15 protein-coding genes and 1 pseudogene are annotated in these 25,684 nt (G+C 69.4%); 10 read left to right on the forward strand and 6 right to left on the reverse strand.

Annotated elements, in window-relative coordinates:
* Positions 1–312 precede the first annotated feature (312 nt).
* A complete protein-coding gene (locus tag U8525_RS32720) occupies positions 313–732 on the forward strand; it encodes a transposase (RefSeq protein WP_374270656.1) in 420 nt (139 codons plus the stop codon).
* Here the strand turns inward: U8525_RS32720 and U8525_RS32725 are convergent.
* On the reverse strand, positions 651–3,473 hold the full coding sequence (locus U8525_RS32725) for a tetratricopeptide repeat protein (protein ID WP_374270657.1): 2,823 nt from the start codon (positions 3,471–3,473) through the stop codon (positions 651–653). The two genes, U8525_RS32720 and U8525_RS32725, sit on opposite strands and share 82 nt — an antisense overlap.
* Before the next feature lie 423 nt (positions 3,474–3,896).
* Between U8525_RS32725 and U8525_RS32730 the strand changes: the two genes are divergently transcribed.
* From U8525_RS32730 to U8525_RS32770, 9 genes and pseudogenes are all read left to right on the forward strand, one after another.
* Positions 3,897–5,084 (forward strand): hypothetical protein, encoded by a 1,188-nt coding sequence (locus U8525_RS32730; RefSeq protein WP_374270658.1) that lies wholly within the window; start codon positions 3,897–3,899, stop codon positions 5,082–5,084.
* A 153-nt stretch (positions 5,085–5,237) separates the two neighbouring features.
* The gene (locus tag U8525_RS32735; RefSeq protein ID WP_374270659.1) at positions 5,238–7,235 is read left to right on the forward strand and encodes a HEAT repeat domain-containing protein; all 1,998 of its coding nucleotides are present in this window, start codon (positions 5,238–5,240) and stop codon (positions 7,233–7,235) included.
* Between the two features lie 59 nt (positions 7,236–7,294).
* Positions 7,295–8,404: a cell surface protein gene (locus U8525_RS32740; RefSeq protein ID WP_374270660.1), complete on the forward strand. Its 1,110-nt coding sequence runs from the start codon at positions 7,295–7,297 to the stop codon at positions 8,402–8,404.
* Positions 8,401–9,189: a hypothetical protein gene (locus U8525_RS32745; RefSeq protein ID WP_374270661.1), complete on the forward strand. Its 789-nt coding sequence runs from the start codon at positions 8,401–8,403 to the stop codon at positions 9,187–9,189. The genes U8525_RS32740 and U8525_RS32745 overlap by 4 nt, the downstream gene beginning before the upstream one ends.
* 40 nt (positions 9,190–9,229) lie before the next feature.
* Positions 9,230–10,762, forward strand: coding sequence for a S8 family serine peptidase (locus U8525_RS32750; protein ID WP_374270662.1), 1,533 nt, complete (start codon positions 9,230–9,232; stop codon positions 10,760–10,762).
* Positions 10,763–10,800: 38 nt separating this feature from the next.
* Complete coding sequence (locus U8525_RS32755; RefSeq protein ID WP_374270663.1) at positions 10,801–13,377, forward strand: RCC1 domain-containing protein; 2,577 nt, start codon at positions 10,801–10,803, stop codon at positions 13,375–13,377.
* 167 nt (positions 13,378–13,544) lie between these two features.
* Entirely contained in the window at positions 13,545–14,855 is a 1,311-nt protein-coding gene (locus tag U8525_RS32760) for a sigma 54-interacting transcriptional regulator (RefSeq protein ID WP_374270664.1), read from the forward strand.
* A gap of 793 nt (positions 14,856–15,648) precedes the next feature.
* Entirely contained in the window at positions 15,649–18,564 is a 2,916-nt protein-coding gene (locus U8525_RS32765; protein ID WP_374270665.1) for a cell wall anchor protein, read from the forward strand.
* Positions 18,565–18,962: 398 nt separating this feature from the next.
* Positions 18,963–19,630 (forward strand): annotated as a pseudogene (locus tag U8525_RS32770) (transposase).
* A 90-nt stretch (positions 19,631–19,720) separates the two neighbouring features.
* Here U8525_RS32770 and U8525_RS32775 read toward each other — a convergent pair.
* The 5 genes from U8525_RS32775 to U8525_RS32795 are packed head-to-tail and all read right to left on the reverse strand — an operon-like array spanning position 19,721 to position 25,658.
* A complete protein-coding gene (locus U8525_RS32775) occupies positions 19,721–20,635 on the reverse strand; it encodes a PhzF family phenazine biosynthesis isomerase (RefSeq protein ID WP_374270666.1) in 915 nt (304 codons plus the stop codon).
* Positions 20,632–21,660, reverse strand: coding sequence for a dipeptide epimerase (locus U8525_RS32780; RefSeq protein ID WP_374270667.1), 1,029 nt, complete (start codon positions 21,658–21,660; stop codon positions 20,632–20,634). Before U8525_RS32780 ends, U8525_RS32775 begins: the two co-directional genes overlap by 4 nt.
* Positions 21,660–22,889 (reverse strand): ATP-grasp domain-containing protein, encoded by a 1,230-nt coding sequence (locus U8525_RS32785; RefSeq protein ID WP_374270668.1) that lies wholly within the window; start codon positions 22,887–22,889, stop codon positions 21,660–21,662. The genes U8525_RS32780 and U8525_RS32785 overlap by 1 nt, the downstream gene beginning before the upstream one ends.
* Before the next feature lie 4 nt (positions 22,890–22,893).
* Positions 22,894–24,426 carry a DUF6025 family protein gene (locus tag U8525_RS32790; protein ID WP_374270669.1) on the reverse strand — a complete coding sequence of 511 codons (1,533 nt, stop codon included), beginning with the start codon at positions 24,424–24,426 and terminating at the stop codon, positions 22,894–22,896.
* On the reverse strand, positions 24,423–25,658 hold the full coding sequence (locus U8525_RS32795) for an MFS transporter (protein ID WP_374270670.1): 1,236 nt from the start codon (positions 25,656–25,658) through the stop codon (positions 24,423–24,425). The genes U8525_RS32790 and U8525_RS32795 overlap by 4 nt, the downstream gene beginning before the upstream one ends.
* Between the last annotated feature and the right edge of the window lie 26 nt (positions 25,659–25,684).

Here is a 25,684-nt window from a genome sequence, read left to right on the forward strand (position 1 = left end):
AGGCCACATCACGAAACTCAAACTCCTGAAGCGACAGATGTATGGGCGAGCCAGCTTCGACCTGCTGCGCCGTCGCGCGCTGCTTGCCTCCTGAGCTTGCGCGTCACACAAACTGCGGGAGAGCCACAAAACCCGGGCAAGCTCATGGTGGAGGAGCCGGTCCATGGCGGCACTGGCCATGAGCGGGTCGCCAAAGAGGGGGAGGTAATCACAGAGGGTGTGGAAACGAGAAAAGCGACGTAACGCTCCCCGGTGAGCACCACCGAAGGGAGGCCGGGTTGCCGCCCGGCCCCACGGGGACGAGACATCGCCATGAAGAAGAGTACGCAGGGGGAAGCACCGCCGTCGAGTTCTCGGTTCGAAGCGCTGGAGGCACTGGCGCGGGAGCAGATTCAGCACTGGCTGCAGCGGATGCTGGAGGAAGAGCTGACGGCCTTCCTGGGGCGGCCGAAGAGCGAGCGGCGGACGGAGGTGGACGCGAAGCCAGGCTACCGAAACGGGCACGGCAAGGAGCGGCGGTTGGCGACAAGCGTGGGGACGGTGCGGGTGAGGCGACCGCGAGCGCGCGGAAGCGAGGAGCCGCTCGAATCGAAGGTGCGGCACACTCAACTGGTCCAGTCTGCGCTCTGGCTCGTGACAGGCTCCGTCACTCACGGCCTGGACGTGGCGTGCTGCTTCAGCCACTGGGAGGCCCGCTCTGCGTCCGCCTTTCGGTCCACGCGGCTCCAGTAGTCGCGGGCCTGGGTGGCCAGCTCGATGGCGCGCGCCCTGTCTCCGTGGGAGTCCCAGAGCGCGCGTGCCAGCGGGAATTGAACCCGCGCCCTCTCATGGATCAAGGTCAGCTTCAGGGCGCCCTCGAGGAAGGGCACGGCCTCGGCGGGCTTTCCCTCGGCCAGACAGAGCCGGCCCATCCCCAGCAGGGGCCCCAGGCGCCCCAGGTCGTCCGGCGCCAGGGCCTTGTCCTGAAAGGCCATGGCGCGCGTGAACTTCTCCCTCGCCTCCGCGTGGCGCCCCAGCTCCACCAGCGCCTCGCCCTGGTCAGTGAGCGCCCAGGCGACGAGCGGGCTCTCGGGGCCCAGCAGCTTCAGGTTCAGCTCCAGCGCGCGCGTGTAGGCCGCGAGCGCCTCCTCGGCCCTCCCCATGTCGCGGAGCACGTGGCCTCGCGCGCCGATCGAATCGGCCACGGACGGATGCTCGGAGCCCAGCACCTTCTGCTTCAGCGCCAGGGCGCGCGTCTGGACCTCGAGCGCCTCGTCGAACCGGCCCATCTCCTGGAGCGTGGTGCCGAGGTCCCTGAGGGACTCGGCCACCCGTGGGTGCTCCGGGCCCAACACCTTCTTCCTCAGCTCCAGCGAGAGGGTATGGGCCTTGAGCGCCTCGTCCACCCGGCCCATGCTCTGGAACAGCAGGCCCAGGTTGTGGAGCGTGGAGGCCACCTCCCAGTGCTCGGGGCCCCACACCTTCTTCCTCAGCGCCAGGGCGTGCTCGAACGCCTGCCGTGCCTGCTCGTACTTGCCAACGGCCATGAGGATGGTGCCCTCGCTGTTGGAGGCAAAGGCGCGGATGCGGTCATCGTCCGCCAGCGCCACCATGCTCTGCGCCATGGGCACCATCTGTAGCGCGTCGTGCGGCCGCCTCAGGCGGTTGCCCGTCACCCAGACCAGGGAGTTCGAGGCCTGGGCCAGCGTATAGGCGTCCCTGCCACGGGCCGCTATCTCCATGGACTCGCGCAGGCCTTCCACGGTGGCTCGGTAGTCGCCTGCTCCTTCTCTCATCCATGCCACGAGGTAGAGGGTCTGAGCCTCCAGCGGAGCGTGGCCTGCCGCCTTCACCTGGGGGAGCAGGGAGCCCGCCAGCGCGAGCCCCTCCTGGACGCGGTGCGTATCCAGCAGCACCCGCAAGGAGTCGACCTGCTGCTGGAGCGCCTCCACCTTCCCGCGCACCACCGGGTCCTCGGGCGGCGGCACCGTGGCGGTGAGCGCCTTGGCGTCCTCGCAGTATTCCAGCGGCGGCAGGGCCTGCACCGCCTCCACCGCCTTGCTCACCAGTGGGGTGTCTGGACTCTGGGACAACAGCTCGGTGAGGGCGCGCAGTTGGCCGCGCCTGCGCTCCAGGCAGGCCTCCTGCAGCACCAGCAGCCCCGAGTTCTTCGGGTGCCCCTCCTGGCTCGCGCTCAGGCACAGCGCGGTGCGCTGACTCACCCAGGCTCTCGCATAGGCCTCCAGCCCCTGCACCACCCGCTCGGTGGTGGCCTGAGCGTAGGGGACCCCCGTGGCGAGCAGCCCCTGCTCCAGCCGGGCCCTGACCGCCGCATCCCAGACTCCGCTCAGCCGCAGCTCCATGCGGCCACACACCTCCTCCCGCGGGCGAGCCCACGCCCACAAGGCCAGCCCCGCCGCCCCCATCGCGCCGACCAGGGCCCAGCGCGAGGGCCTCGCCCGCCGCTTCTTCTCCGGGTCGTCCGCCAGCGCGTGCAGCAGCGCCTTCATGGAGGAGGAACGCCGCGCCGGATCGGTGCTCAGCCCCTGGAGGAGCGTGCGCGTCACCCAGGCGGGGACCTGGGAGTCCTCCGGCGGCTCCACCTTGCCCGCACGCTGAGCCGCGCGCAGTTCCGCCACGGTGTTGCCCTGGAAGGGGAGCTGGCCGTACAGCCCCTCATAGAGGGACACGCAGAAGGCATACAGGTCGCTGCGCGCGTCTCCCCGTTGGCCTCGGAACTGCTCGTCCGCCATGTAGCTCGGCGTCCCCATCCACTGGCTCGAGCGCGTGGTCAGCGGCGTGAGCGCCACGGCCGGCTGCGCGGCGAGGCGTTGCGCGGGGACCTCGCGCGGCTCATCCACCGAGGCGGACTCGAGCCAGGCCAGGCCGAAGTCCGTCACCCGTGCCCGCCCGTCCTGGCCCACCAGCACATTGTCTGGCTTGAAGTCATGGTGGATGAGGCCCGCTTCGTGGGCGGCGGCCAGTCCCTGCCCTGCCGCCAGGTACTGCGCCAGCACCTCGTCCCACGGGCGCCCCTGCTGCCAGCGGCGCAGCGTCTGCCCCTCCACATACTCCATGGCGATGAAGAGCGCGCCGTCCTCCAGGGTACCCGCGTCGTACACCGCCACCACCTGGGGGTGGCTCAGGCGGGCCATCGCCTGCGCCTCGCGCACGAACCGGGCCTGCTCCTCGTCGCGGCGGCTCTCGCCTCCGCTCCAGGGTCGCAGCAGCTTGAGCGCCACGCGCCTATCCAGCCGCGCATCATACACGCTCAGGACCACCCCCATGCTGCCCTGGCCCAGCGTGCCCAGCACCGTATAGCGACCCAGCAGCGTGTAGCCGGGCTCGAGGGGGGGAGCCTTCGTGGGCTCCCCTTCATAGGGCCAGGTGGTGGGCCCCCCGTCTTCGAGCCCGGGCAGCGACTCCCCGTCGCGGGAAGGGACCTCCTCGGCATGCCCGCCGGAAGAGCGATTCTCCCAATACGCGTTCCTCATTGCCGCCTCTCCCCCTGACATGCCGCTACCTCCCCAGCCGGTCGGCGGCGTGGCGCGGATACTACTGGATCCAGGAGCAGGCACCGATGACGCGCCCGCCTGCTCGGGTGGTACCCGTTGTTACCAGGGCGCCGCCTTGACGCGCGGGAGGCCCGTGCCTGGAGCCCGCTTCGCGGGGGCTTTCCCACGCGTCTTCCGCGTTCAGGGCCGCTGGAGTGCCGAGGCGCTGGAAACGGGTGTGATCACGCCGAGGGCCCACCCTGGGCACACGCGTTATCAGTGACAACACCCGTTACCAGGGCTCTGGAAGAAGCCAACCCCAGGAAATCAAAGGCCTCTGCGGAAATAGAGCCATCCCAGCGAGGGTGGCGCGCTGCCTGCACAAGGGCCGCGCGCCGTAACCATTCGATGGAGAGGCTCATCATGATGAAGGCAGTATCCAAGGCCCTGGCGCTCCTGGCGCTCACTGCGTCCACCTTCGCGTCCGCGCAGGACTACCAGGACACCACGCCGTATGTCGTCGACTCGGCGAAGTACCCGTACACGCTCTATCCGTCCAACACCCAGCTGGACGACAAGACTCCGTGGGAGACGCCGGTCCTCCCGTTCAACCCGAGCAGCACCTACACGGCGCCGGAGCAGGACGCCGTCGTCCAGGCCGAGTCGGAGCTGCTCAACGCGCCTGTCTATCTCGACATGAATGACGGCATGAGGCACCTGCAGTACGGCCAGGCCACCATTCCGGAGGCCGCCACGCAGAACGTGCCGCCGCCGACGGAGACGGTGCCGACGCAGGACCTGTCCGGGCTGCGCTCCGCGGAGCTGGGGGCGGCGCTCACCGGGCCCGTCACCAAGAGCTACCAGCGCACCGAGCTGTTCGGTAACAACATCTTCGGCGCTGGCTACAACGTCAGCGCGGCCATCACCGCGACGCCCGCCACCAGCACCACGGCGAAGAAGCAGGAGGCGCTCACCGAGGGCCGGGTCCACGGCACCGCCTTCAACATCCAGAAGGAGCTGGTGCGCGGTCGCGCCACCGTCTGCGGGCAGCAGGGCGGCTGCAACAGCGGCAACGCGGCGCTGTACGCCATGGGCGCGATGATCTGGAGCACCAGCCTCGCCGGCAACTTCGCGCCGACCCCGATCAACTGGTCCCGGTCCTTCTTCTCCGTGTCCAAGACGTTCATGGTCGGCCCTGTCCCGCTCACCGTGAAGGCCTCGCTGACGGGCGGCGTGACGATGCGCGTGAATGGCCAGGTGAACCCCCTGGTCGCCGCGCTCACCGGCGCCGCGGGCGGCTTCGCCAACGTGGTGGCCTCCGCCGCGGTGAACGTCGCCATCGCCAGCTTTGGCGTGACCGGCTCCCTGCGGCTGATCAACGCCACGGTGGAGGCCCTGGCCAGCCTCGACTGGAGCCTCTGCATGGCTTCCTGGAGGCTCAAGGCGTCCCTCAACCTGAACGCGCTCTCGGGCACGCTGACGGGGTTCGTGAAGATCAAGCTCCTGTTCTTCAAGAAGACCTGGAACGTCACCATCGCGAACTGGTCCGGCATCGTGAGGAACCTCGTCCTGTACAACGCCTCCGGCTCCATCTCGGCCTCGGGCTGCTAGCCGGGCTGCCCCTGCCACCGCGCGGCCGCGCCCTGGAGGCGCTGGCCGCGCGCGGGGCGGGATGACCGGGCGCTGGCTCCTCGGCTGAGGGGGCCGGGCCCGTCCTTCCAACCAGAACTGAAGCGGCCAGGGCCGCTGACTCGGGAGTTTCCCATGCGGAAGTCGGTGAACGTGGGCGGCAAGCCCTTCAGCAAGATCCTCGGGGTGGGGCTCCCCCTCCTCTTCGTGAGCATGCTGGGGCTCTGGGGGTGGGCATCCCGGTCCGCCGCGGTGGCCCCCTCGGAGACGTCGCGGTCCCCCCAGGCCGCTCCCGCGGTGGCGGGCCTGTCGACGCAGCCCCAGGGCGTGTCTCCCAGTCCCTCAGCGGGGACGCGGGCGTGGATCCCCGGGGTGCTCTACCGCTACGCCCTGAACGCTGAGCAGCAGCTCTCCTTCCGCCCCGCCCAGCCTGGCGCGCAGGCGCTGCCCGGCATGCGGTTCATCCTCCGGGGCGAGTGGACCGTGGGAATCGTCTCCGCGGAGGCCGAGCGCGTCGACGCGCGGGTGAGCCTGCAGCTCTCCTCGCTGACGGTGGAGGTCGGCGACAATGGCCCCGTCGCCCCCGACGTCCAGCAAAACCTTGCCACGGCGTTGCAGGTCCCCTTCTTCCTCACGCACGACAAGAGCGGCCGGGTGACGCTCACGCACTTCGAGCAGGTGGCCGACCCGCTCGTGCGAGGCATCCTCCGGTCCATCGTGGCGAGCTCCCAGTTCGTCGTGGTCGGAGCGCCGGGCGCCACCTGGACGGCGGAGGAGTTTGACACCACGGGGCGGTACAGCGCCGGGTACCAGCGCCTGGAGCCGGGCCGCTTCGAGAAGCGCAAGCTGTCCTACTCCCACGTGGCTTTCCCTCAGGGGCTCGAGCCGCTGGGTGGCCAGGTCCGCATCGACGTGAGCGCCCGAAGCACCTTCGCGCTGGCGCAGGATCTCTGGACGAGCTCGCTCGATGCCCAGGAGCGGGTGGAGGTGGACGCCGGCCAGACCATGCCCCCCACCACCTATGAGTCCTCTCTGAGCCTGAGCCTGCTGGAGCGCCGCGTGGACCCGACGTTGATTGGCGCATTCGTGGCGCGCCGGGCCTGGCTGAGCTCCGCCGCCATGTCCGCCTTCCAGGGCATGGAGCAGGACCCTATGGATCAGTACCGCCAGGTGCTGGGCGGAAAGGACTTCGACACGCTGATCAAGGAGCTGCGCGCGCTCCCCGGGGAGCCCACGGCTCGTGACGAGGCGCGCTCCATGGCCCTGGAGCGGCTGCGCGCGCTCTTCATGCTCCACCCCTCCGAGGCCGCGAAGGTCCCCGACATCATCCGCGCGGGCATGGATCCGCTCGCGGCGAGCCCCATGCTCGGCGCGCTCTCCGCGGCCAGCACCCGCGAGGCCATCCAGGCCCTGGCGGAGGTCACGGGTGATCGCTCCATCCCCCATGACATCCGCATGGACTCGGTGGCCGCGCTGGGCGTGGCGAAGGATCCCACGGCCGAGGGCCTCGAGGCCCTTCGCGGCGTGGCAGGCGAAGAGGACGGGATGCTGCGCGACACGGCCAGTCTGGCGCTCGGCAACGCCGCGGCCCAGCTGACCGACACCGACCCCAAGGGCGCGGAGGACCTGGTCGGCGAGCTCATCCGTGACTACCGCTCCGCTTCCACCGCGGAGGCGCAGGCGGGGGCGCTCAACAGCCTGGGCAACACCCGCTCGCCGAGCGCGCTCGCCACGCTGGAGGACGCGCTCCAGTCGCAGGATCCCCGGGTGCGCCAGGCCGCGCTCAATGCGCTGCGCATCATCGAGGATCCTCGCGCGGACCAGCTCCTCGCCAGGCACCTGCTCAAGGATCCGGCCCCGGAGGTCCGCCAGGCCGCCGTCTTCGCCAGCAACTTCCGGCCCCTGGCGCCCCTGCTGCCCGCCCTGGCGCAGGCGCTGCGCATGGACCCCGCGGACGGGGTGAGGAACGAGGTGATCCACCTGCTTGGAGATCAGCGGGCCCTGGTGCCCGAGGCCCTGCCCTTGTTGGCCTGGGCCAGCCAGTACGACGCGAGCCCGGACCTCCGGCGGGCGGCCGCGGTCTTCGTCAACACGCCCACGACGCGCGGCTCCACTCCGCTCGCCTCTCCGTAACCAACACTCACTGGCTTCCCGCGCCGCGTGGCGCGGCATGAACAAGCAAGGACATCCCGATGTCGCGAAATATCTGGGGGGCCATGGCCCTGGTGGTGGTGGCGCTGGTGTTGCCAGCACAGGTGCAGGCGCAGCCTCTGCTGCTGGGCCGATGCACCGTCGACAACCTGTCGACGAATGACGCGGCGAAGCTGCGAGTCGAGTGGGCTCGCAAGTGCGCGCTGAACCAGAACGTCGGGCACCCGGGGGCCGCGTTCAACACAGGCCTGAGCTCCGCGAGCGGCGGGACGCTGAAGGACTATCTGGAGTCGGACCTGAGTCGGAACTCGGTGGGAGAGGGCTCGTTCGCGGGCTCGAGCTTCCAGGTGAACAACGCGGCCATGTTTGCGCTCTATAACTCGGGCCCCACCTACCAGGCGCTGGACACCGACGGCTACCTGCAGTGGTCACGCGACTCGTGGCGGAGGAAGGGACGTCCGCTCTACCCCACCTTCGGCACGACGCCCGACATCGCCGATGGGGACAACCGCCAGCTCTTCCCTCACATGGACCTGGCGGACTGCAGGCTCTACTTCGACAAGGAGAGCACCCAGCCGGCCTTCACCGCCTTCTATGTGAACGGCTACTGCGAGTCGGCCTGCTACACCGCCGAGCAGAAGCTCCTCTTCGCCGACGGCGACCTCCCCATCCGGGAGGCGATGGAGGCGCTGCGTGAGGATCTGATCACGCTGACGCCGGACTCCACGTTCGATGAGCTCCAGCTCCAGCCGAACCTCACCTACAGCTACACGCGAGAGCTCCGGGACGCGGAGCACACGCTCTCCGTCATCACCGCCCGGTCTGGCGGTCAGCTCCGCCTCACCCTGGAGCACCCGGTCATCAACGGCGAGGGCCGCATCGTGCAGGCGCAGACCCTCAAGGTGGGCGACGCGCTGGTGAAGGCCGACGGCACCCTGGATCCCATCGTGGACATCCAGAAGGCCACCTTCTTCGGCAAGGTCTACAACCTCGCGCCGGTGACGACAGATCGGGTGTCCAACATCCTCGTGGCCCAGGGCTACCTGGTGGGCTCCGTGCGGTTCCAGAACGACGAGGTGGGCTACCTCAACCGCATCATCCTCTACCGGAACATTCCCGCCGACGTGCTCCCCCAGGTGGAGAGCCCATGAAGCGCCCTCTCTACCCGTTCGTCGTCGCAGGGCTCGCGGGGCTGGCGCTCATCGCCTCGGCGCTCGACGGCGCGCGGGACGCCGCCCCCGTGACGGCGGCTCCGGCGCCGGTCTCTCCCGCCCCAGCCCCGCTGGCTCGTGACACCGCGCCGGAGCCCACCCCCGCGCCTCGCCCGTCACCCCTGTCCGAGGCACCGGCGGCAGCCCGGGGGGACGACGGGGAGCCCGGCGAGTTCACCACCACCACCGACCGGGTCAAGGCGGAGATCTTCAAGACGGAGCCGGAGCTGGCTCGGTTCGACTCCTTCCGCGAGCATGTCCTCCTCGACGCCAACGGCCGCGAGGACTACGAGGCGCTGCTCGCCGACACGCGGATGTATGAGCGGCTGCGCGGGGCGCTGAGCACCTCGACGGAGGCCGAGCAGACGCTGGAGTCCAGCTTCAAGCGCCTGATGCAGATCGACTACCTGCGCGAGGCGCTGGCCTGGAGGCAGAACCCGGCGCGCGCGCGGCTGGTGTCCACGGTCGAGCGCATCATCCTGGAGGACTCGTTCACCGCGGAGCTGTCGCCGGACGCCAGGCGCTCGATGGCCGCGACCCGGATGGAGCTCTTCGAAGTCTTCGCGGATCAAGAGCCCGAGAGAGCGGGCGCCCTGGTCGAGGCCGCGAAGGGGACGCCGCTCGAGAAGCTGGTGCGGCACTTCGCCGCGCGCAACCAGCGTCGACTCGTGAAGGAGCGGGAGCTGGGCGTTCAAGCACAGGCGCGCCGTGGCGTGACGCCCTGATGGGTCGCGCCGCCAACTCATCGGTTGAAAGGGAGAGCAGATGCGAAGCGTGAAGAGCTTGAGCAGGTGGATCACCCTGGGCCTCGTCCTGGCCTCGGTGGGGGTGCCCGCCGCGCCGCCTCAGAAGTCAGGGCCGGGCCGGTTGATGCGGGCCGACAACCCCGTGACAGGCGAGTACCTGGTGGTGCTGAAGCAGAAGCCTGGGCGCGGTCTGTCGAGCATGGCGGCGACGGCGGGCGCGCTGGCCAGGCAGTACGGTGCGCGCGTCCTCACCACCCACGAGACCGCCTTCCGTGGCTTGCTTGTCTCCGCCAGCGAGGAGCAGGCCCAGGCGCTCGCCGAGGATCCTCAGGTGGACTACGTCCTGGAGAATGGCATCGTCCAGCCCTCGGGCGTCCAGAGCCCCGCGGACTGGAACCTGGATCGGATCGACCAGGAGGCCCGCCCGCTGGACAACAGCTACCTGGCCGAGGACGCGACGGGCGTCAACGTCTACGTCATCGACTCGGGCCTCCGGGCGACACACCTGGAGTTCGAGGGGCGCGCCCAGGTCGTGTTCAACGCCGTCCCCAACCAGACCGGGGATGACGTCACCGGGCATGGCACCGCCGTCGCGGGGCTCATCGGTGGCAAGACGCATGGCGTCGCCAAGAAGGTCAACCTTCGCGCGGTGAAGGCGTTCAACGAGTTCGGGACGACCGTGGATCGCCTGGTGACGGCGCTGGAGTGGGTGGCGAACAACGCCGTCACGCCGGCCATCGTCAACCTGAGCTTCACCGCCGCGAGCGAGATCCCGGCAATCGACGCCGCCGTGGATGTCGTCGCGATGAACCCCGGGCTCGTCGTGGTGATTGCGGCGGGCAACGCGAACGTCGACGCCTGCGGCTGTTCGCCGGCCCGCCTCCAGCCGGATGCGGTCCACCCCTTCCGGACGCGCATCATCACGGTGGGCGCGATCGACGAGAGCCAGGCGCGCTGGGTGGGCGTCACCAACGCTTCCAACACGGGAGGGTGTCTGGACCTCTGGGCTCCGGGCGCGAACCTCCGCTCCGTGAGCTCGACCAGTGACACGGACTCGACCTTCTTCCCGCTCGAGGGGACCTCCTTCGCCGCGCCACACGTGAGCGGCGTGGCGGCCATCCTGCTGGCCAACGGCGTCGCTCCCGCTGACATCCCCGCGCGACTGATCGACGACGCGAGCGTGGGGCAGGTGGAGCTGGACTTCGGTGACACGAGCTCACCCAACCGGCTGTTGTACAAGCGCCCTCACGCCACGCCCCTTGTCAACGGCGCGGGCGTGAGCGTGTCCGACGTCACGGGCGGCCGGCGCAACTTCAAGCTGGAGGTCCCCGCGGGCCGGCCCTCGGTGACGTTCTCCATCTCCGGAGGCACCGGGGACGCGGACCTCTACATCCGCCAGGGCCAGTTCCCGGAGCTGCACGCCTACCAGTGCCGTCCGCTGCGCATGGGCAACAACGAGACCTGCGTGGTGAACAACCCCGCGGGGGGCACCTGGCTCATCCAATTGGGAGCCTTCTCCACCTACACCACCACCTTGAAGGGCCAGTACTGATGAGGACCCACGCGATGAAGCGCTGGAACGTGTTGTGGATGTCGACCCTTGCGCTCGTGGTGGCGTGTGGTGTGCCCGCCGGCGAGGACGTGAGCGTGTCGGAAGTGACGCTTGGCACCCAGGAGTCGGCGCTGTGCGTGGGGGTGAGCTTCGACGCGTTGGAGGTGGAGGGGGTGAGTTCCTTCGCGGGAGAGCTGGCGGGAGCAGGCTCCTGGGTGGTGGGCAACGGCGCCAACGCGGTGTACCTGGAGTACTCCGTGGACGGCGCGGACCACGGCTTCGATGAGCGCGTAGGAGAGCAGGGGGAGTGGTTCTTCAGCGAGGCCGCGGCCGGACTCGGCTGTGGGGTGCATTCCTTCGTGGTGAAGGCCTCCCCCATGATCATCGACAGCAATGGCAACCGCGCCAGATGCGGCATCACCCGGGAGGTGCTCCGCAACTTCGTCCAGTTCTGCCCGAGCCTGAACCCGGGCGCCTACCACACGCTGGAGGTGAAGTCGGACGGCAACGTGTGGGCCTGGGGCTACAACTACTACGGCCAGCTGGGCAATGGGCAGAGGACCCAGCGTAACGCGCCGACGCGGGTGAGGGGCTTGAGCCATGTCGTCTCCGCTGCGGCCGGAGCCGACCACTCGGTGGCGGTGACGGAGGACGGGAGCGTGTGGACGTGGGGCTCCAACTCCTACGGCCAGCTCGGAGACGGCACCACCACGATGCGCGCGGTGCCCGCGCAGGTGCCGGAGCTGAGCGACGTCGTCGCGGTGGCGGCCGCCGGCTCGCGGACGGTGGCGCTGAAGGCGGATGGGACCGTGTGGACCTGGGGGATCAACTCCTCGGGAGAGCTCGGGAATGGGACCACCACCAACAGCCTGCTCCCCATCCAGGTGCCCAACCTCAGCGGTGTCACCAGCATCGCCGCGGGCTTGTGGCACACGCTGGCGGTGAAGAAGGACGGAAGCGCCTGGAGCTGGGGGAGCAACGCCTACGGACAGCTCGGGGACGGGACCACCCTCAACAGGTCGAGGCCCGTGCTGGTGGCGAGCCTCGGCGGCGTCCACGCGCTCTCCGGAGGCGTCGTCCACACGGCCGCCCTGAAGCGGGACGGCACGGTGTGGAGCTGGGGCTACAACAGCGCGGGTCAGCTGGGCAACGGGACGACCACCAACAGCTCCGTCCCGGTGCAGGTGGCGATCCTCACCCAGGTCGTCGAGATCGACGCGGGCGGTTATCACACCCTGGCCAGGCGGCAGGATGGCACCTTGTATGCCTGGGGCGACAACTTCTACGGCGCGCTGGGCACCGGGAACACCACCAACAGCTCCGTGCCGGTGCAGGTCCCGCTCGCGGGGGTGCGCTCGTTCGGCGCGGGCTATTACTCCTCCGTGGCCGAGCGGAAGAGGGTCATCGTGACGCAGGTGCACACCCTGTTTGCGTGGGGCTACAACGCCAACGGCGAGCTCGGTGATGGGACCACCACCAATCGCTCCTCCCCCGGGGCCGTCGTGGTCAGCGGCATCGTGAAGACCGCTGGCGGCAATGCCCACTCGGTGGCCCTGGGGCGCGGCGGGGCGGTATGGACCTGGGGCTCCAATACCTATGGCCAGTTGGGCAACGGGACGACCACCCACGTCGTCACGCCCACGCAGCTCCCGGGCATGAGCGGCGTCATCGACGTGGCGGCGGGGGGCAACCACACGGTGGCGCTGAGCGCGGACGGCACCGTGGCCGCCTGGGGCTACAATGCCTATGGCCAGCTGGGCAACGGGACGAACGCCAACCAGCTCACACCGCAGTCCGTGCCGGGGCTGGACGGCGTCACCGCCATCTCCGCGGGCTCCACGCACACGGTGGCGCTGAAGGCGGACGGCACCGTGTGGGCCTGGGGCTCCAACCTCTACGGCCAGCTCGGCGACGGGACCTTCACCCATCGCCCCTCGCCGGTGCGGGTGCCGTCCCTCGAAAATGTCGTCTCCATCGCCGCGGGCCTCTTCCACACGGTGGCGGTGAAGGCGGATGGCACCCTGTGGGCCTGGGGCTACGGCCCCCAAGGGCAGTTGGGCCTCGGGACGACCAACAACCGCTCCGTTCCGGTGCAGGTCTCCGGACTCGGTCATGCCCTCGCCGTCGCCGCGGGCGGTTACCACACGGTGGCGCTGACGGCGAGCGGCCAGGTGTGGACCTGGGGTTACAACGCCTCCGGCCAGCTCGGCGATGCGACGACCACCCAGCGCACCTCGCCGGTGCAGGTCCCCGGCCTCACCAGTGTCATCGCGCTCGCCGCGGGGGGGTACTCCACGGCGGCGTTGAAGCGGGACGGCACGGTGTGGGCCTTTGGCTCCAACTCCAACGGCCAGCTCGGAGATGGGACGACGACCGGGCGCAGCTCGCCGACCGTGACGCTCCTGACCTCTGTCGTGGAGCTCTCCTCGGGCGGCAGCCACATGATGGGGCTGCGCAAGGACGCCTTCGTCCGGGCCTGCGGCTACAACGCCACCGGCCAGCTCGGCGACGGGACGACCACCCAGCGCCCGTCGCCGGTGCAGGTGACGAACCTCCCAGGCGATGGGAGCATCACCCCCCCCGGGGGAGGTGGCGTCGTCCTGGACAGTCGCTGAGGCTCCGACGGAGGGGCTCCTGGCTCGCCGCGCCGTCGGGCGGGCCAGGAGACGACCCTCGCAAAGCTGGGATTTCAGCTTGGAGGATGTTTTCTTGGGTCTGCGCCGGGTGGTAGCGTCCCTTGCTACCAGTGGTTCCGGCCCCGGAAGACAAGAGCCCGTCGTCGATGTTGAGCACGACCCCCGATCCGGAGGTCCTGCTGCCCATGCTTCGAAGGAAGCTCGTCATCCTGTCGGGGAGCGACGCGGGCCGCAGCTTCTCGCTCCAGGTCCGGCGCTACCGGCTGGGGACGGATCCGGCGTGTGACATCGTCCTGAACGACCGGACCGTCTCCCGGCAGCACTTGTCCCTGGAGGTGAGAGAGGATCGGGTGCTGGCGCGGGACCTGGGGTCTCGCAACGGCTCGTTCTGCGAGCGCATGCGCTTCCGGGAGCTGGAGCTGCGCATGGGCGCCATCGTCAGGCTGGGCGCCACGGAGCTGAAGGTCGTCCCCGCGGAGGAGCGCGAGCACATCATCCCGCTCTCGTCGAACACCCGGTTCGGAGGGCTGGTGGGGGGCAGCCGGAGGATGCGCGAGGTCTTCACGCTGCTGCAGCGGCTGGCGCCGGGGGACGCGGACGTCCTCATCCAAGGCGAGACGGGGACGGGCAAGGAGCTGTGCGCGGCGGGCATCCACGCGGCCAGTCCGCGCAGCCGGGGGCCGTTCAGCATCGTGGATGTCGCGGGCATCACCCCGTCGCTGGTGGAGTCCGAGCTCTTCGGCCACGTGAAGGGCGCGTTCACCGGAGCCCACTCGGAGCGGCCTGGGGCCTTCGAGCAGGCGGATGGAGGCACCGTCTTCCTGGACGAGGTCGGGGAGCTGTCGCTGGAGTTCCAGCCGCGCCTGCTGCGAGTGCTGGAGGGGCGCCAGGTGAAGCGGGTGGGCGCCAACGAGTACCGCACCGTGAACGTGCGGGTGGTGGCGGCGACGCACAGGGATCTGGAGGCGGACGTCAAGGAGGGCAGGTTCCGCGAGGATCTGTTCCACCGGCTCGCGGTGCTGCCGGTGACGCTGCCGCCGCTGCGTGAGCGCCCCGAGGACATCCCGCTGCTGGTGGACACGATGCTGGAGCGGCTGGGCCGGCCGCCCAGCGCGCTGTCCGAGCAGACGCGGGCCTTGCTGGAGCAGTACCCGTGGCCCGGCAACGTGCGCGAGCTGCGCAACGTGGTCCAGCGCGTGGTGAACCTGGGAGAGCAGGCGCTGCCGGAGATGTCTGCCTCGGAGCGGGCGCGCTTCACCAGCGCCGAGCTGGAGATGCCCTTCAAGGAGGCCAAGGAGCGCCTCATCGATGGCTTCGAGCGCGACTACCTCAAGAACCTGCTGGAGCGCTGCGGGGGCAACATCTCACGGGCCTCACGTGAGGCGGGCCTCGCGCGGCTCTATGTGCGCAAGCTGCTCAAGAAGTACGGGCTGCATGCGAGCAAGGATTCGGAGTGACGCAGGGAGCGCTGCTCGTCTGTGGCCGTGAGCCGCTCCGGCTCCCTGTGGCTATCCAGAATCAGGTCGCTGCGTCACGCGAGCGTCACCTCCAGCACACCACTGGGCATCGCGTGCGGCCCAGGCAAAGGTAGACCCGAATCGTTCGGCCAGGGTCCGGAGCGTGGCCCATCGGGCGCGGCGCCTCCTCGTCCGCCCCGAGAACCGTGGCGAGGAGGTCGCTATCCGCCTCGGTCACAAGCGTCAGAGGCCGGGGTAACGGATCGCGTCGGGGTCGGCAGAACGGATCGCATCTGCTGATCCATCAGCACAGGCCGCTGGCGTCCGGTTGCCCTGCGCCCGCGCGCGGAGGGAGGGTCAAGGGCGCAGAACCGTTCAGGTTTCGGCGAAGCCGACCCTTGACGCTTCCGAGCACGCGGGCCCCTTGGCATGATCGGAACCGCGATCCGATCGGGTGACCCGCAAGCGATCCGATAGGGCGGCCCATGACAGACGTCACGAGCCGGTCACAGCCACGGTCACGAGGCTTGCCTGGAGGCCCACCCTCGGGGTGCCGACCGCCCTTCGGCCCTTGCACCGCGCGCAGATACCTTGGGGCTTCGCGTTCTCCAAGTACTCCGCGTGACCGCATGGACAGGACTGCCACCTTCTTTCGATGACACCCGACGATCCCAACCATTTCACGGCAGCTTTCCCGTGTCATGACAGTCGATTGCGCTTCGCGCTTCGGGGTCCTTCACATGGCCGATTCCCGGACCTCCAGTCCGGTGAGTCGACACCCGATCGAAACCCCATGACCCCATTCCGAAGTCTGTGGCTCGCGGCCGCCCTGCTGATGGCCGCCTGTGGAACGACTGAGCTCGCGCAGCCCGACGACGTGCAGGATGCGACGACGACCCAGGGCCTCTCCACGCTCTCCGTGCGAGGAACCACCAGCGCGAGCGCCCTGGCCACCACCACCCTCTCCATCCCCACCCCCGTCGGTACGGCCGCCGGAGATGTGCTGGTGATGCAGCTGAGCAATCGCGAGGCCGTCACCGCCGTCGCCACCCCACCCGCTGGCTGGACGCTGCTGCGCTCCGAGCAGAGCGCCTCGGCCATCAAGTCCTGGCTCTTCCTCCGCGTGGCCAGCGCGGCCGAGCCGAGCAGTCACACCTTCACCCTCGACCTCGCCAGCTCCATGGCGGCCACCCTGGTCGCGGTGTCGGGCGCGGATCCGCTCCAGCCGATCGACGTGCACGTGGGCCAGAAGAATGGCAACAGCGCGAGCCTCGCGCTGCCCGCCGCCACCACGTCGTCCGCGAACGGCCTCGCAGTGTGGTTCTCGGCCCAGGTCTGGGGAGGCACCGCGTGCCCCGCGGTCCACACCCCTCCAACGGGCTTCACCGAGCAGCTCGACACCTGCCTCGTCTCGTCGTCGCGCGGCGTGCTGCACAGCGCCGCCACCTCGGAGCTCGGGGCCGCAGGTGCCCAGCCCGCCTTCACCGGTAGCTCCACGCTCCCCAACACCAACATCACGCACGCGGTGGTGCTGCGTCCCCTCCAGCCGCCGGCCACCGGGGAGATCACCCTCGTCGGCACCACGCACGCGAGCGGCAAGACGGTCACCAGCCTGACCCTCTCGACCCCCACGGGCGTCGCCGCCGGGAACGTGCTGCTGGCGCACCTTGCGAACCGGAACCAGATCGGCGCCGAGCTCACCCCGCCTGCGGGTTGGACGCTGGTGCGCACCGACATGAGCACCTGGAGCATCCGCGGCTGGGTCTTCGTCCGCGTCGCCACCGCCAGCGAGCCCGCGAGCCACACGTTCCAGAGTTCCATCGCGAGCAACCTCGTCGGCAACCTCGTGGCGTATGCCGGCGTCAATCCGGCCAACCCGATCGACACGCACGCCGGCAAGAGCAACAGCGGCTCGACGGCCTTCACGACGCCGCAGCTGAGCACCTCGACCGCGGGCGGGGCTGCCGTCTGGTTCGGCGCGCAGGCGTGGACCGGCGCCGCGTGTCCGACCCCGGCGATCGAGCCCCCCGTGGGCTTCGCCGAGACCTACGACACCTGCTTGGTGTCCTCGTCCCAGGGCCTCGTCTTCAACGCCGCCTTCATGCCCCTCGCCGGTGCCGGCCTCCAGGGACCGTTCAACGGGAGCTCGACGTTCGCCGAGACCAACGTCGCGCAGGTCGTCGCCCTTCGCCGCGCCGAGGTCGCGCCGTCCTCGGGGGTCGCGTTGCGTGGGAGCTCGCGCCACAGCGGCCTGTCGATCGCTTCGCTGTCGATCCCCAAGCCGTCGGGGACCGAGGCCAACGACGCGCTCATCGCGCGGGTGATCGTGCGCAACAACATCTCCGCGACCGTCACGCCGCCCGCCGGCTGGACGTTCCTGCGCTCGGAGCAGAGCGCCTGGGCCATCCGCACCTGGATCTTCTACCGCGTCGCGGGCGCCTCCGAGCCCGCGAGCTACACGTTCGGGCTGGACGCGACCACCCACATGGCGGGGAGCGTGGAGTCCTTCAGCGGCGTCGATCCGGTCCAGCCAATCGACGTGCACGCAGGCCAGAAGAACGGCGACTCCGCGTGGTTCACCGTGCCCGATGTGGTGACCGGCAGCGCGGGTGGCCTCGCCGTCTGGTACGGCTCACAGGTCTGGCCGGACGCCACCTGCCCTGCCACCGGCATCGAGCCGCCGCTCGGCTTCACCGAGGCCTTCGACGCGTGCCTGGGTCACACCAACGGACTGCTCTTCAATGCGGCCTACCGGTCGCTCACCGCGCCGGGCCTCCAGACGGGCCTCTCCGGCAGCTCCGCGTTCGTGCAGACCAACACCGCGCACGTGATCGTCCTGCGCGCCGCCAACGCCCCCAGCTGCATGGTCGGCGACACGTACGCGAGCACCTTCACGCTCCAGGGCACCGTGACCGCGCCGGAAATCGTGGAGCCCTCGGGCCTGGCCGCGAGCCGCGTGGTCGGCAACGCGCTCTACGTGCACAACGAGGACACCACCGCGATCGTCGCGATCAACACCCTCAACGCGAGCACGATCGGCACGTTCAACGTGACCAACGTGACGCCGGCCGACTGGGAGGACCTCGCGACCGGGCCCTGCCCGAGCGGCTCGTGCATCTTCATCGGTGACATCGGGAAGTGGAGCGCCAACTTCCCTCCGGGTGGCAGCCCCACGTCGTTCACGATCTACCGCGTGCCCGAGCCGGATCTCGCCAACGGCCAGACCTCGGGGGGGCTCGTCGCCGAGGCCTTCCCGTTCGTCTATCCGGACGGCGCGAAGGACGCGGAGTCGCTGATGGTGCACCCCACCACCGGGGACATCTACGTCGTCACCAAGAACGGGGGCACGGGGCAGAGCGGCGTGTACAAGTTCCCCCAGCCGCTGACGCCGGGCGTGCAGGCCACGCTGATCCACGTCCACACGATCCAGCTGCCACTGAACGGAGACGCCAACTTCTCGGCCGCGACCGCGGCGGCGATCCACCCATGCGCGGATCGCTTCCTCCTTCGCACCTACCGCACTGTCTACGAGTTCCGTGCGACGCCGGGACTTGGCTTCGAGTCGGCCGTCTTCGCGACGCCCGTCACGCTGACCGACACCACCGAGGGCCAGGGTGAGGCGATCGAGTACGAGGCCAACGGCGCGAGCTACTTCACGATGAGCGAGAGCCCCTCGCCCTTCAGGCTCAAGCGCGTGCCTCTGCGGTAGGACCGCGTCGACACGCCGAGGAGCAAGGCCGGTCGTGGGGCACCTCCCCATGGCCGGCCTTGCTGTTCCGAGCTGGGAGTTCGCGCTCGGCGCCGCCGTTCACGCGGTCGTACAGACCGCGTCCCGCCTGAAGCCCAGGCACACCCGAAGACGGAGCATGAGCACCGGTCCCCCGCGCGCATCGCCGGGCCTGATGCCTCTCCTCGGAGGCGACGTGCGGCACGGAGGGCTCCGCGTCAGACTCCTTGCGAACCTGCGGGGCAGCTGCGCCCGCTGCGAGGGAGTCCACGCGATGGAGACGATGGCCACGGCGCTGCGACGCTACTCCGACGAGAGCGGCTTCGTGGGCATGATCCGCTTCAGTGGACACCAACGAAGAGGCGGATACGGTGTCCAACATGGTGGAAGAGAAGAAGAAGCGCCGCCCCCGGCGCAGCTACACGGAAGAGTTCAACGGCAGGGGCTGTCCGGCTGGTCCTTGAGGAAGGCAAGACGGTCTCCCAGGTGGCCAGGGACCTCGACCTGACGCTGTCGGCGCTGAGGACCTGGGCTGAGCAGGCTCGGGCGGATAGATGCAAGGGCAAGCCCGGGGCGCTGACGAGCGCGGAGCGGCAAGAGCTCACGAAGCTGCGCAAGCAGGTGCGCGAGCTGGAGATGGAGCGAACGCTGCTAAGAAATGGGTGGCCTACACCGCGAAGGAGAACGGGTGAAGTTCGAGTTCATCCGTGCGGAGCAGGCGCACTTCTCCATCCGTCTGCTGTGCCGATGGCTGCAGGTGGCGCGTTACTCCGACCAGGGCTGCACCTACGCCAGCGAGGACTACCCGCGTGGCCTGCAGCAGCACGGCCTGCGCTGCAGCATGCGCCGCCGGGGCAACTGCTACGACAATGCGGCCATGGAGAGCTGGTTCAGCACGCTCAAGAACGAGCTGGGTGGGTCCTTCCAGAGCGCCAGCGACGCGAAGGTGAAGCTGTTCGACGACATCGAGGTCTTCTACAACCAGCAACGCATGCGCTCGGCAATCGGTTACGTTGCGCCGGCCGAGTTCGAACGGGCGGCGGCATAGTCAACCTGTCCACGAAAGCGGATCACGCCCACCCACGGGCGAACTCTTGCCACTGCACAGCGGATGGGACCCCACGAAACCGGGGCAACTTCAAAGTGCCCGGTTCCCCGTGCATCCGTCCAACAGCACCGCGTCGCCAGTGATGCGGACCCGCTCGACCTTCCCTCCGGCGAGTGTCAGGAGCACCTGGATCCTCCCGGGCCGGCCCATGGCTTCGCCTTGGAGCGCTTCATAGCGGGCCTCGCCCTCCCGAGGCGTCGGGAACAGCCCCTGGCTCGCCAGATAGAACCCTGCGGGGCCATTCGCGTTGCCGGTGACCGGATCCTCGTCCACACCGGTCGCGGGCGCGAACATCCGGCCGTGGTAGAGGACCTCCGGCACCTGGCGGTCCAGCGTGAACACGAAGAAGCCGCCGATGCAGAGTTCCTTGCTGAGCGCGATGAGCAGCTCCCGGTTCGGGCGCAGACCCGCGAGGGCCGCATGACTGTTGATGGCGACCAGCACTTTGGCGTGCCCGGTCGTCACCCCCTGGAGCGGCAGCCCCGCCACCAGGTGCTCCTCGCCGAGCCCGAGCGCTTCGAGCAGCAGGCGCCGCTGCGTCAAGGTCAGCTCGCCCACCACGCGTGGTGTCCCCTGGGTCATCACGATGCGATGATCGTCCTCCCCCCGCTCGATGGTGATGGGCAGGAGGCCCGCCCCCGTCTTCACCCTGAGTTGCTGGCTGTCCAATCCCAGACGCCGTGCCCGGACATAGTGGAAGCCGATGGTCGCATGGCCGCAGAGGGGCAGCTCGCAGGTCTTCGAGAAGTAGCGCACCTCCAGGTCGTGCTCCGCCTGCTGCGTGGGAGCAATCCCGAATGCCGTCTCGGTTGCGGGCGCGGCGGTCGCGATCGCCTGCATCTGCTCGGTCGTGAGCCCGCCAGCGTCGAGCACGACCGCCGCGCGATTACCGCGCCCCGGTGTCTTCGTGAAGACGTCGACGAGTTCGATCCGGGGCTCCGTCATCGCCCGGCCAGCGCATGCACACCAAGCCCGGGCACCGCCTCCGGAAGCGTCATCCGCCCCGCCTCCAACTGCATCCCCTGGAAGGGATCATCCGCGACGAGCAGGTGCCCGTTGAGGTCGGACCAGTCAGCCAGCCCCGCGAGGTGGCCCATCGCGGTGATGCTCAACGTGCTTTCGATCTTGCACCCTAGCATCACCTTCATCCCCAGGGAGCGGGCCAGCAGGATCATCCGCATCGCGCGCCGGAGGCCCCCCGCCTTCAGCAGCTTGATGTTCACGCCGTCGACGCAGCCCGCCAGACGGACCACGCTCTCGGGTCCGGTGCAGTCCTCGTCCGCCACGATGGGAATCGGCGAGCGCTCGCGGACGTACCGCAGCTGTTCCACCGCACCTGGCGCCACCGGCTGCTCGAGGAGCGCCACGCTCGAGCGCGCCAGCCGCTCGGCCACGCGAAGCGCCTCGTCCGCACTCCAGGCTCCGTTGCCATCCACCGCGATGGTGCCGGCGTATACCGCACGCACCGCCTCGACGGCGGCGAAGTCAGGGACCTGTCCCAGCTTCAGCTTGAGCAGCGGCCACGCCGAAAGGCGGTGCGCCTTCTCGCGGGCCGCGTCCGCCGTCATCAGCCCCAGGGTGAGCCCGGTCGCGGCCAGCGGAAGCCCTCCAAGCCCCAGGAGCTTGAAGAGGGGCAGCTTCGCTGCCTTGCCAAGCAGATCGTGCAAGGCCATGTCGACGGCGGCGACGGCCGAGGGCTGGTCGCCCGCGAGTTCGACTAGCTCCGCCACGGTCTGCTCGACAGTGAAAGGGCTCGACCGCGCAAGCACGGGCGAGAACCTGTCGAGCGCCGCGACGAGCGAGGCGTCGCTCATGCCGTAGTCCTTCGCCGGCACCGCGATCCCCTCGCCTCGCAGCCCCTCCCACTCCAAGGTGACGAGGATGTTCGGCACCCTCGCCGGCTTGACCTCCTTGTGGGTCGCGAAGGGCTCGTGCAGCGTGAGCTGGAGCGTCCGGTACGAGAGTCGCATCAGGCGGCCACCACGCGTTCCGGCTCGGTGGTGATCCTCACCCGCGAGGCCAGCTGCTCGCCGCGGAGGATCGCCTCCTGGACCGTCGCGCCGCGAGCAATGACGTGCCCGATGCGATCCTCGCCCGACCTCATCGGGTTCACCCGGCCTCCCACCTTCACGAGCACCCGCACATCCACGAACCCCTCCTCCTGCTTCAGGGCCTCGATGCCGGAGATCTCCCGGACCGTCCCGGGGATGGGCTGGACGTGGCGGATGGCCGCGCCTCCCTTCGGAGCGGGCAGCTCCGCGAGCGGCTCACCCATGCCGCAGGCCCAGGCGAGCGCGGTGGACTTGATGTCCACCCCGCAGGCCAGGGTCACCAGTTCGGTGACGCGCCCACCCGGGTTGCGGTTGTGGCCCTCGACGATCCGGGGCCCCTTCTTCGTCAGCTTGAGCTCCGTGTGCGCCGGACCTTCCTTCAACCCCATGGCATCCAGGAATGCGCGCACGAGCGCGTACACCTCCTCGCGGGTGCCCGCGTCGAGCGGCGCGGGCACCGCATGGCCGATCTCGACGCAGGTGTCCTCGGTGATGAGCTTGTCGGTCGCGGTCACCATCACATGACGCCCGTGGAAGCTCAGCGTCTCCACGCTGATCTCCGGCCCGTCGAGGAACTCCTCGAGCAGGAAGCGCGGCAGCGCCAACTGCTGGAAGGCCTCCCAGGCCGGGGCGATCTGCGAGGGCTTGAAGATCTTGAAGATGCCCAGGCTGCCTGCGGCGTCGGTGGGCTTCATCACGAACGGCAGACCATGCTCAGCGACGAACGCGTGGATGTCCTCGATGCGCTCGCCCACCCGCGCCACCACCGGGCTCAGCCCCACCTCGTCGAGGCGCCGACGCATCGACACCTTGTCCTTGAGCCGCCGCACCGACTCCACCGTGTTGCCTCGCAGCCCCAGGGCTTCGCAGACGTAGGCGGTCGGAAGCAGGGACGCCTCGGTCAGGGAGATCACCCCATCGAGCGGGAAGAGCTGGTGGAGGCCGCGCGCGATGGCCACCAGGTTCTCGACGTGCTCGTAGTCGGTCAGCACGACGTGCTCGACGTACGGGAGGAACGCCTCACGAAAGTGCTTCTTCTTGTTGATGCAGACGACGTTCAGGCCGAGTGCATGAGCCTTCTCGAGGACATCGAGGCCCTCGGCGCCACCGCCGACGATCAAGATTCGCTTTGCCTTGGACTGGGACATGGATTCACTCCGGGGATGAAGGGGAGTTCGGGGAACGTGGGGGCTCGAGCAGTTGCACCAGCGCACCCACCACCCGACAGGCCTGCGCCACGCTCAGCCCGCGAAAACCCTCGGGTTCGACGACGTCGCTGTGGGCCGGCACCTCGCCGTCCTGGGCAAGCCCCCGGCGCGGATGGAACCGGCTCAGGAAGTAGGAGGAGAGCTCCGGGCGGCTTCGCGCGAGCCAGCCCTGGACGACCTCGCGGACCGGGTCCATCGCAGCCTCGGGTGACGCTTCCCCGGGTGGGGCAATCCCCGCGAGCGCGTGGAACAGGTCGGCGACCCGCTCCGCGTCGCAGGGATGGCTGCTTGACGGGCAGAGCATGAACACGGCCGCGGGCGCCAGGACGAAGAGGAGCGGATCGAAGTCTTGGAAGTGCTTGATCAGCGTGTCACAGATCCACTGCGCGCTCTTGATGGATGAGGACCGCGCGAAGTAACCGGGGCGCACTGGCGGATAGCCGGCCATGTCCCGGGCGCCCCAGTGCAGGTGCGGGTTGAAAGGCCGGGTCATCGTCGCGCGGTCAACCGCCCCGTCCGGGTAGTGCGTGTTCAGCATCGCCAGGAGCAGGGTCGTCACCGTCCCCGAAAGCCTGGGGAGCCACTGGGGAAGCGACGCGACGTTCGCGACGAACCCCATGGGGTCGGTCGCGGCCCGGTACGGAATCATGCTCGCGTCCACCAACTCGGCGGCGCTCGCGTAGAACACCTCCCCCATCCGGTAGCCCGCGCCTTCCGGCTCGACGCCCACCCGCTGCATGCTCCCGTCCAGGCCGATCTGATGGCTGATGAGATCGAAGTAGGCATTGCGCGGGTTCTTCTGGTGGCGCGCCGCCTCCAGCAGCACCTCCAGCGCCGCGCGCACGGCGGGCTCGTGCGTGCGAAAGAACGTCTCCTCTTGCACGAAGGGGAAAACGGGGTGGCGCTCGAGCTTCCGCCAGTGGAGCGAGACCACCGGAATCCGCGCACCGTCGACCTCGGCAAGCACGAAGGGGGTGAACAGCGGAGCCTCACGTGTTCGCCGCGCGAAGTCGGCCCCGTCCCAGGTGTAGAGCGGCAGCTCACGCCGCGCGCCCTGATGAACGAGGGACCCCGGCACGTAGACGGTATCTCCATTCTCGAGGCCGTGGTCCTCCGTGCGGGTGAGCGAGTAGATCAGCGGATAGCCCAGTCCGCGATCCACGATGGCTTTGTTGAAGTCGAGCGCCCCCGCACGACCCTGGACGATCTCCTCCCAGTTGCCGATGTGGCCGGTCCGCGGCGGTCGCAGCCGAGGCACCCGGCGGATGGCCTCGAAGAGCGTGCCCAGCGGAAGCTCTGTCTGTCCCAGGTCCACCCAGTCGAACGCCCGCTTGCGCGACTCGAACTCGGCGACCGGGGCGAGCGGTCCGCGCCGCTTCCCGGCCGCGAGTCGCGCAACCTCCCGCTCCAGCGAGAGCGCTTCGGCGAGCGTCAGCGGAATGCCCCGTCCGGTGTCCAGCGTGTCGAGCTGCATCATCCCGCAACCTCGTCATCGGGCACCCCGGACGGCGCTCCCAGGGGCTGCGCGAAGGCGCTCCGGAACGTCATGAAGACCGTTGCCGCTCCCAGCGCCGCGACCGCACCGAACGCCAACCACATCGGCGCGTAGCGCGTGGCGCTGGAGGCGACGTCCAGGGCCCGGCCTCCAAGGTAGTACCCGAGCGTTCCCCCGATGGAGAGCGCGAAGCCCAGCAGGCCGAAGCCCGTCGCCAGCGAGCGGGAGGGGAGCGCCCGCGCGAGCTCATCATCGACCTTTGGTTCGACCACGATTTCTCCCACGGTGAAGACGAACACGCCCAGCAGGACCACGGGCAGCCCCAGGTTCAGGGCGAAGAGCAGGAACGCGAGTGCGAACGTCGCCAACCCGCCACCGACCACGACGTGGATCGCGTTGCGCGCCATCCACCCCGACAGCCAGAGCTGAAGGAGCACGACGGCGATCGCGTTGCTGATCCAGAGCAGCGCGACGGCGCTGCGCGAATAGGTAGCCTCGACGACGAGGCTGACCGTGAACTCAAGCTGCGTGTAGAGCACGAAGAAGAACACGAGCGCGCCGAACAACAGCAAGACCCGCCGATTGGAGAGGTCACGCACGGCGACCGCGAGGTGCCAGGACGTCCGGTGCTCGCGCATCGCGTCCGCGGGCGCCCAGCCCTGGGCCGCCACCGCGAACACCAGCGACGTCGCGGCCGCGAGGAACAGTGCGAGCCGCATCGACGAGGCCGCGATCAACAGGCACGCCGTCGGTCCCACCGCGAAGCCAAGGTTTCGCGAGGCGTTGCGGAGCGAGAGCAGGAACACCGGGTCCGCCTTCCCTGCGGCGCCCAGAAGCGCCTTCTTGCTCGCGGGGGTGAACAGTGCCGACCCGGCCCCCATGAGGAACACGCCCAGCAGCAGCCCCGGGAAGCCAGTCGCCACGGCGAGCAGGACGTTCGAAACACCTCGGATGAGTAGGCCCGCCACCATCGTCCTGCGGGCCCCGAAGTGGTCCGCGGCGATCCCAGCGAACACCGCCCCGCCCCGCTGGCTCCAGAGCCGCACGCTGAGCAACGCGCTGATCTCCAGGAGCCGCAGTTCGAGGCTCCCCTGGAAGAAGATGGACAAGATGGGCCCGACGTTTCCAAGCCCCACGAGGAACTGGCCGCCAATGATGATCCACGCCGCGAACGAAATGGCCGCGAGCTGGGTCCGAAGATGACGAAGGTGCATGTCACGACCAGGGTTGGGTGAGGTTG

This window comes from Corallococcus sp. RDP092CA (assembly GCF_041903675.1).
In the GTDB taxonomy this organism is placed as follows: Bacteria; Myxococcota; Myxococcia; order Myxococcales; family Myxococcaceae; genus Corallococcus.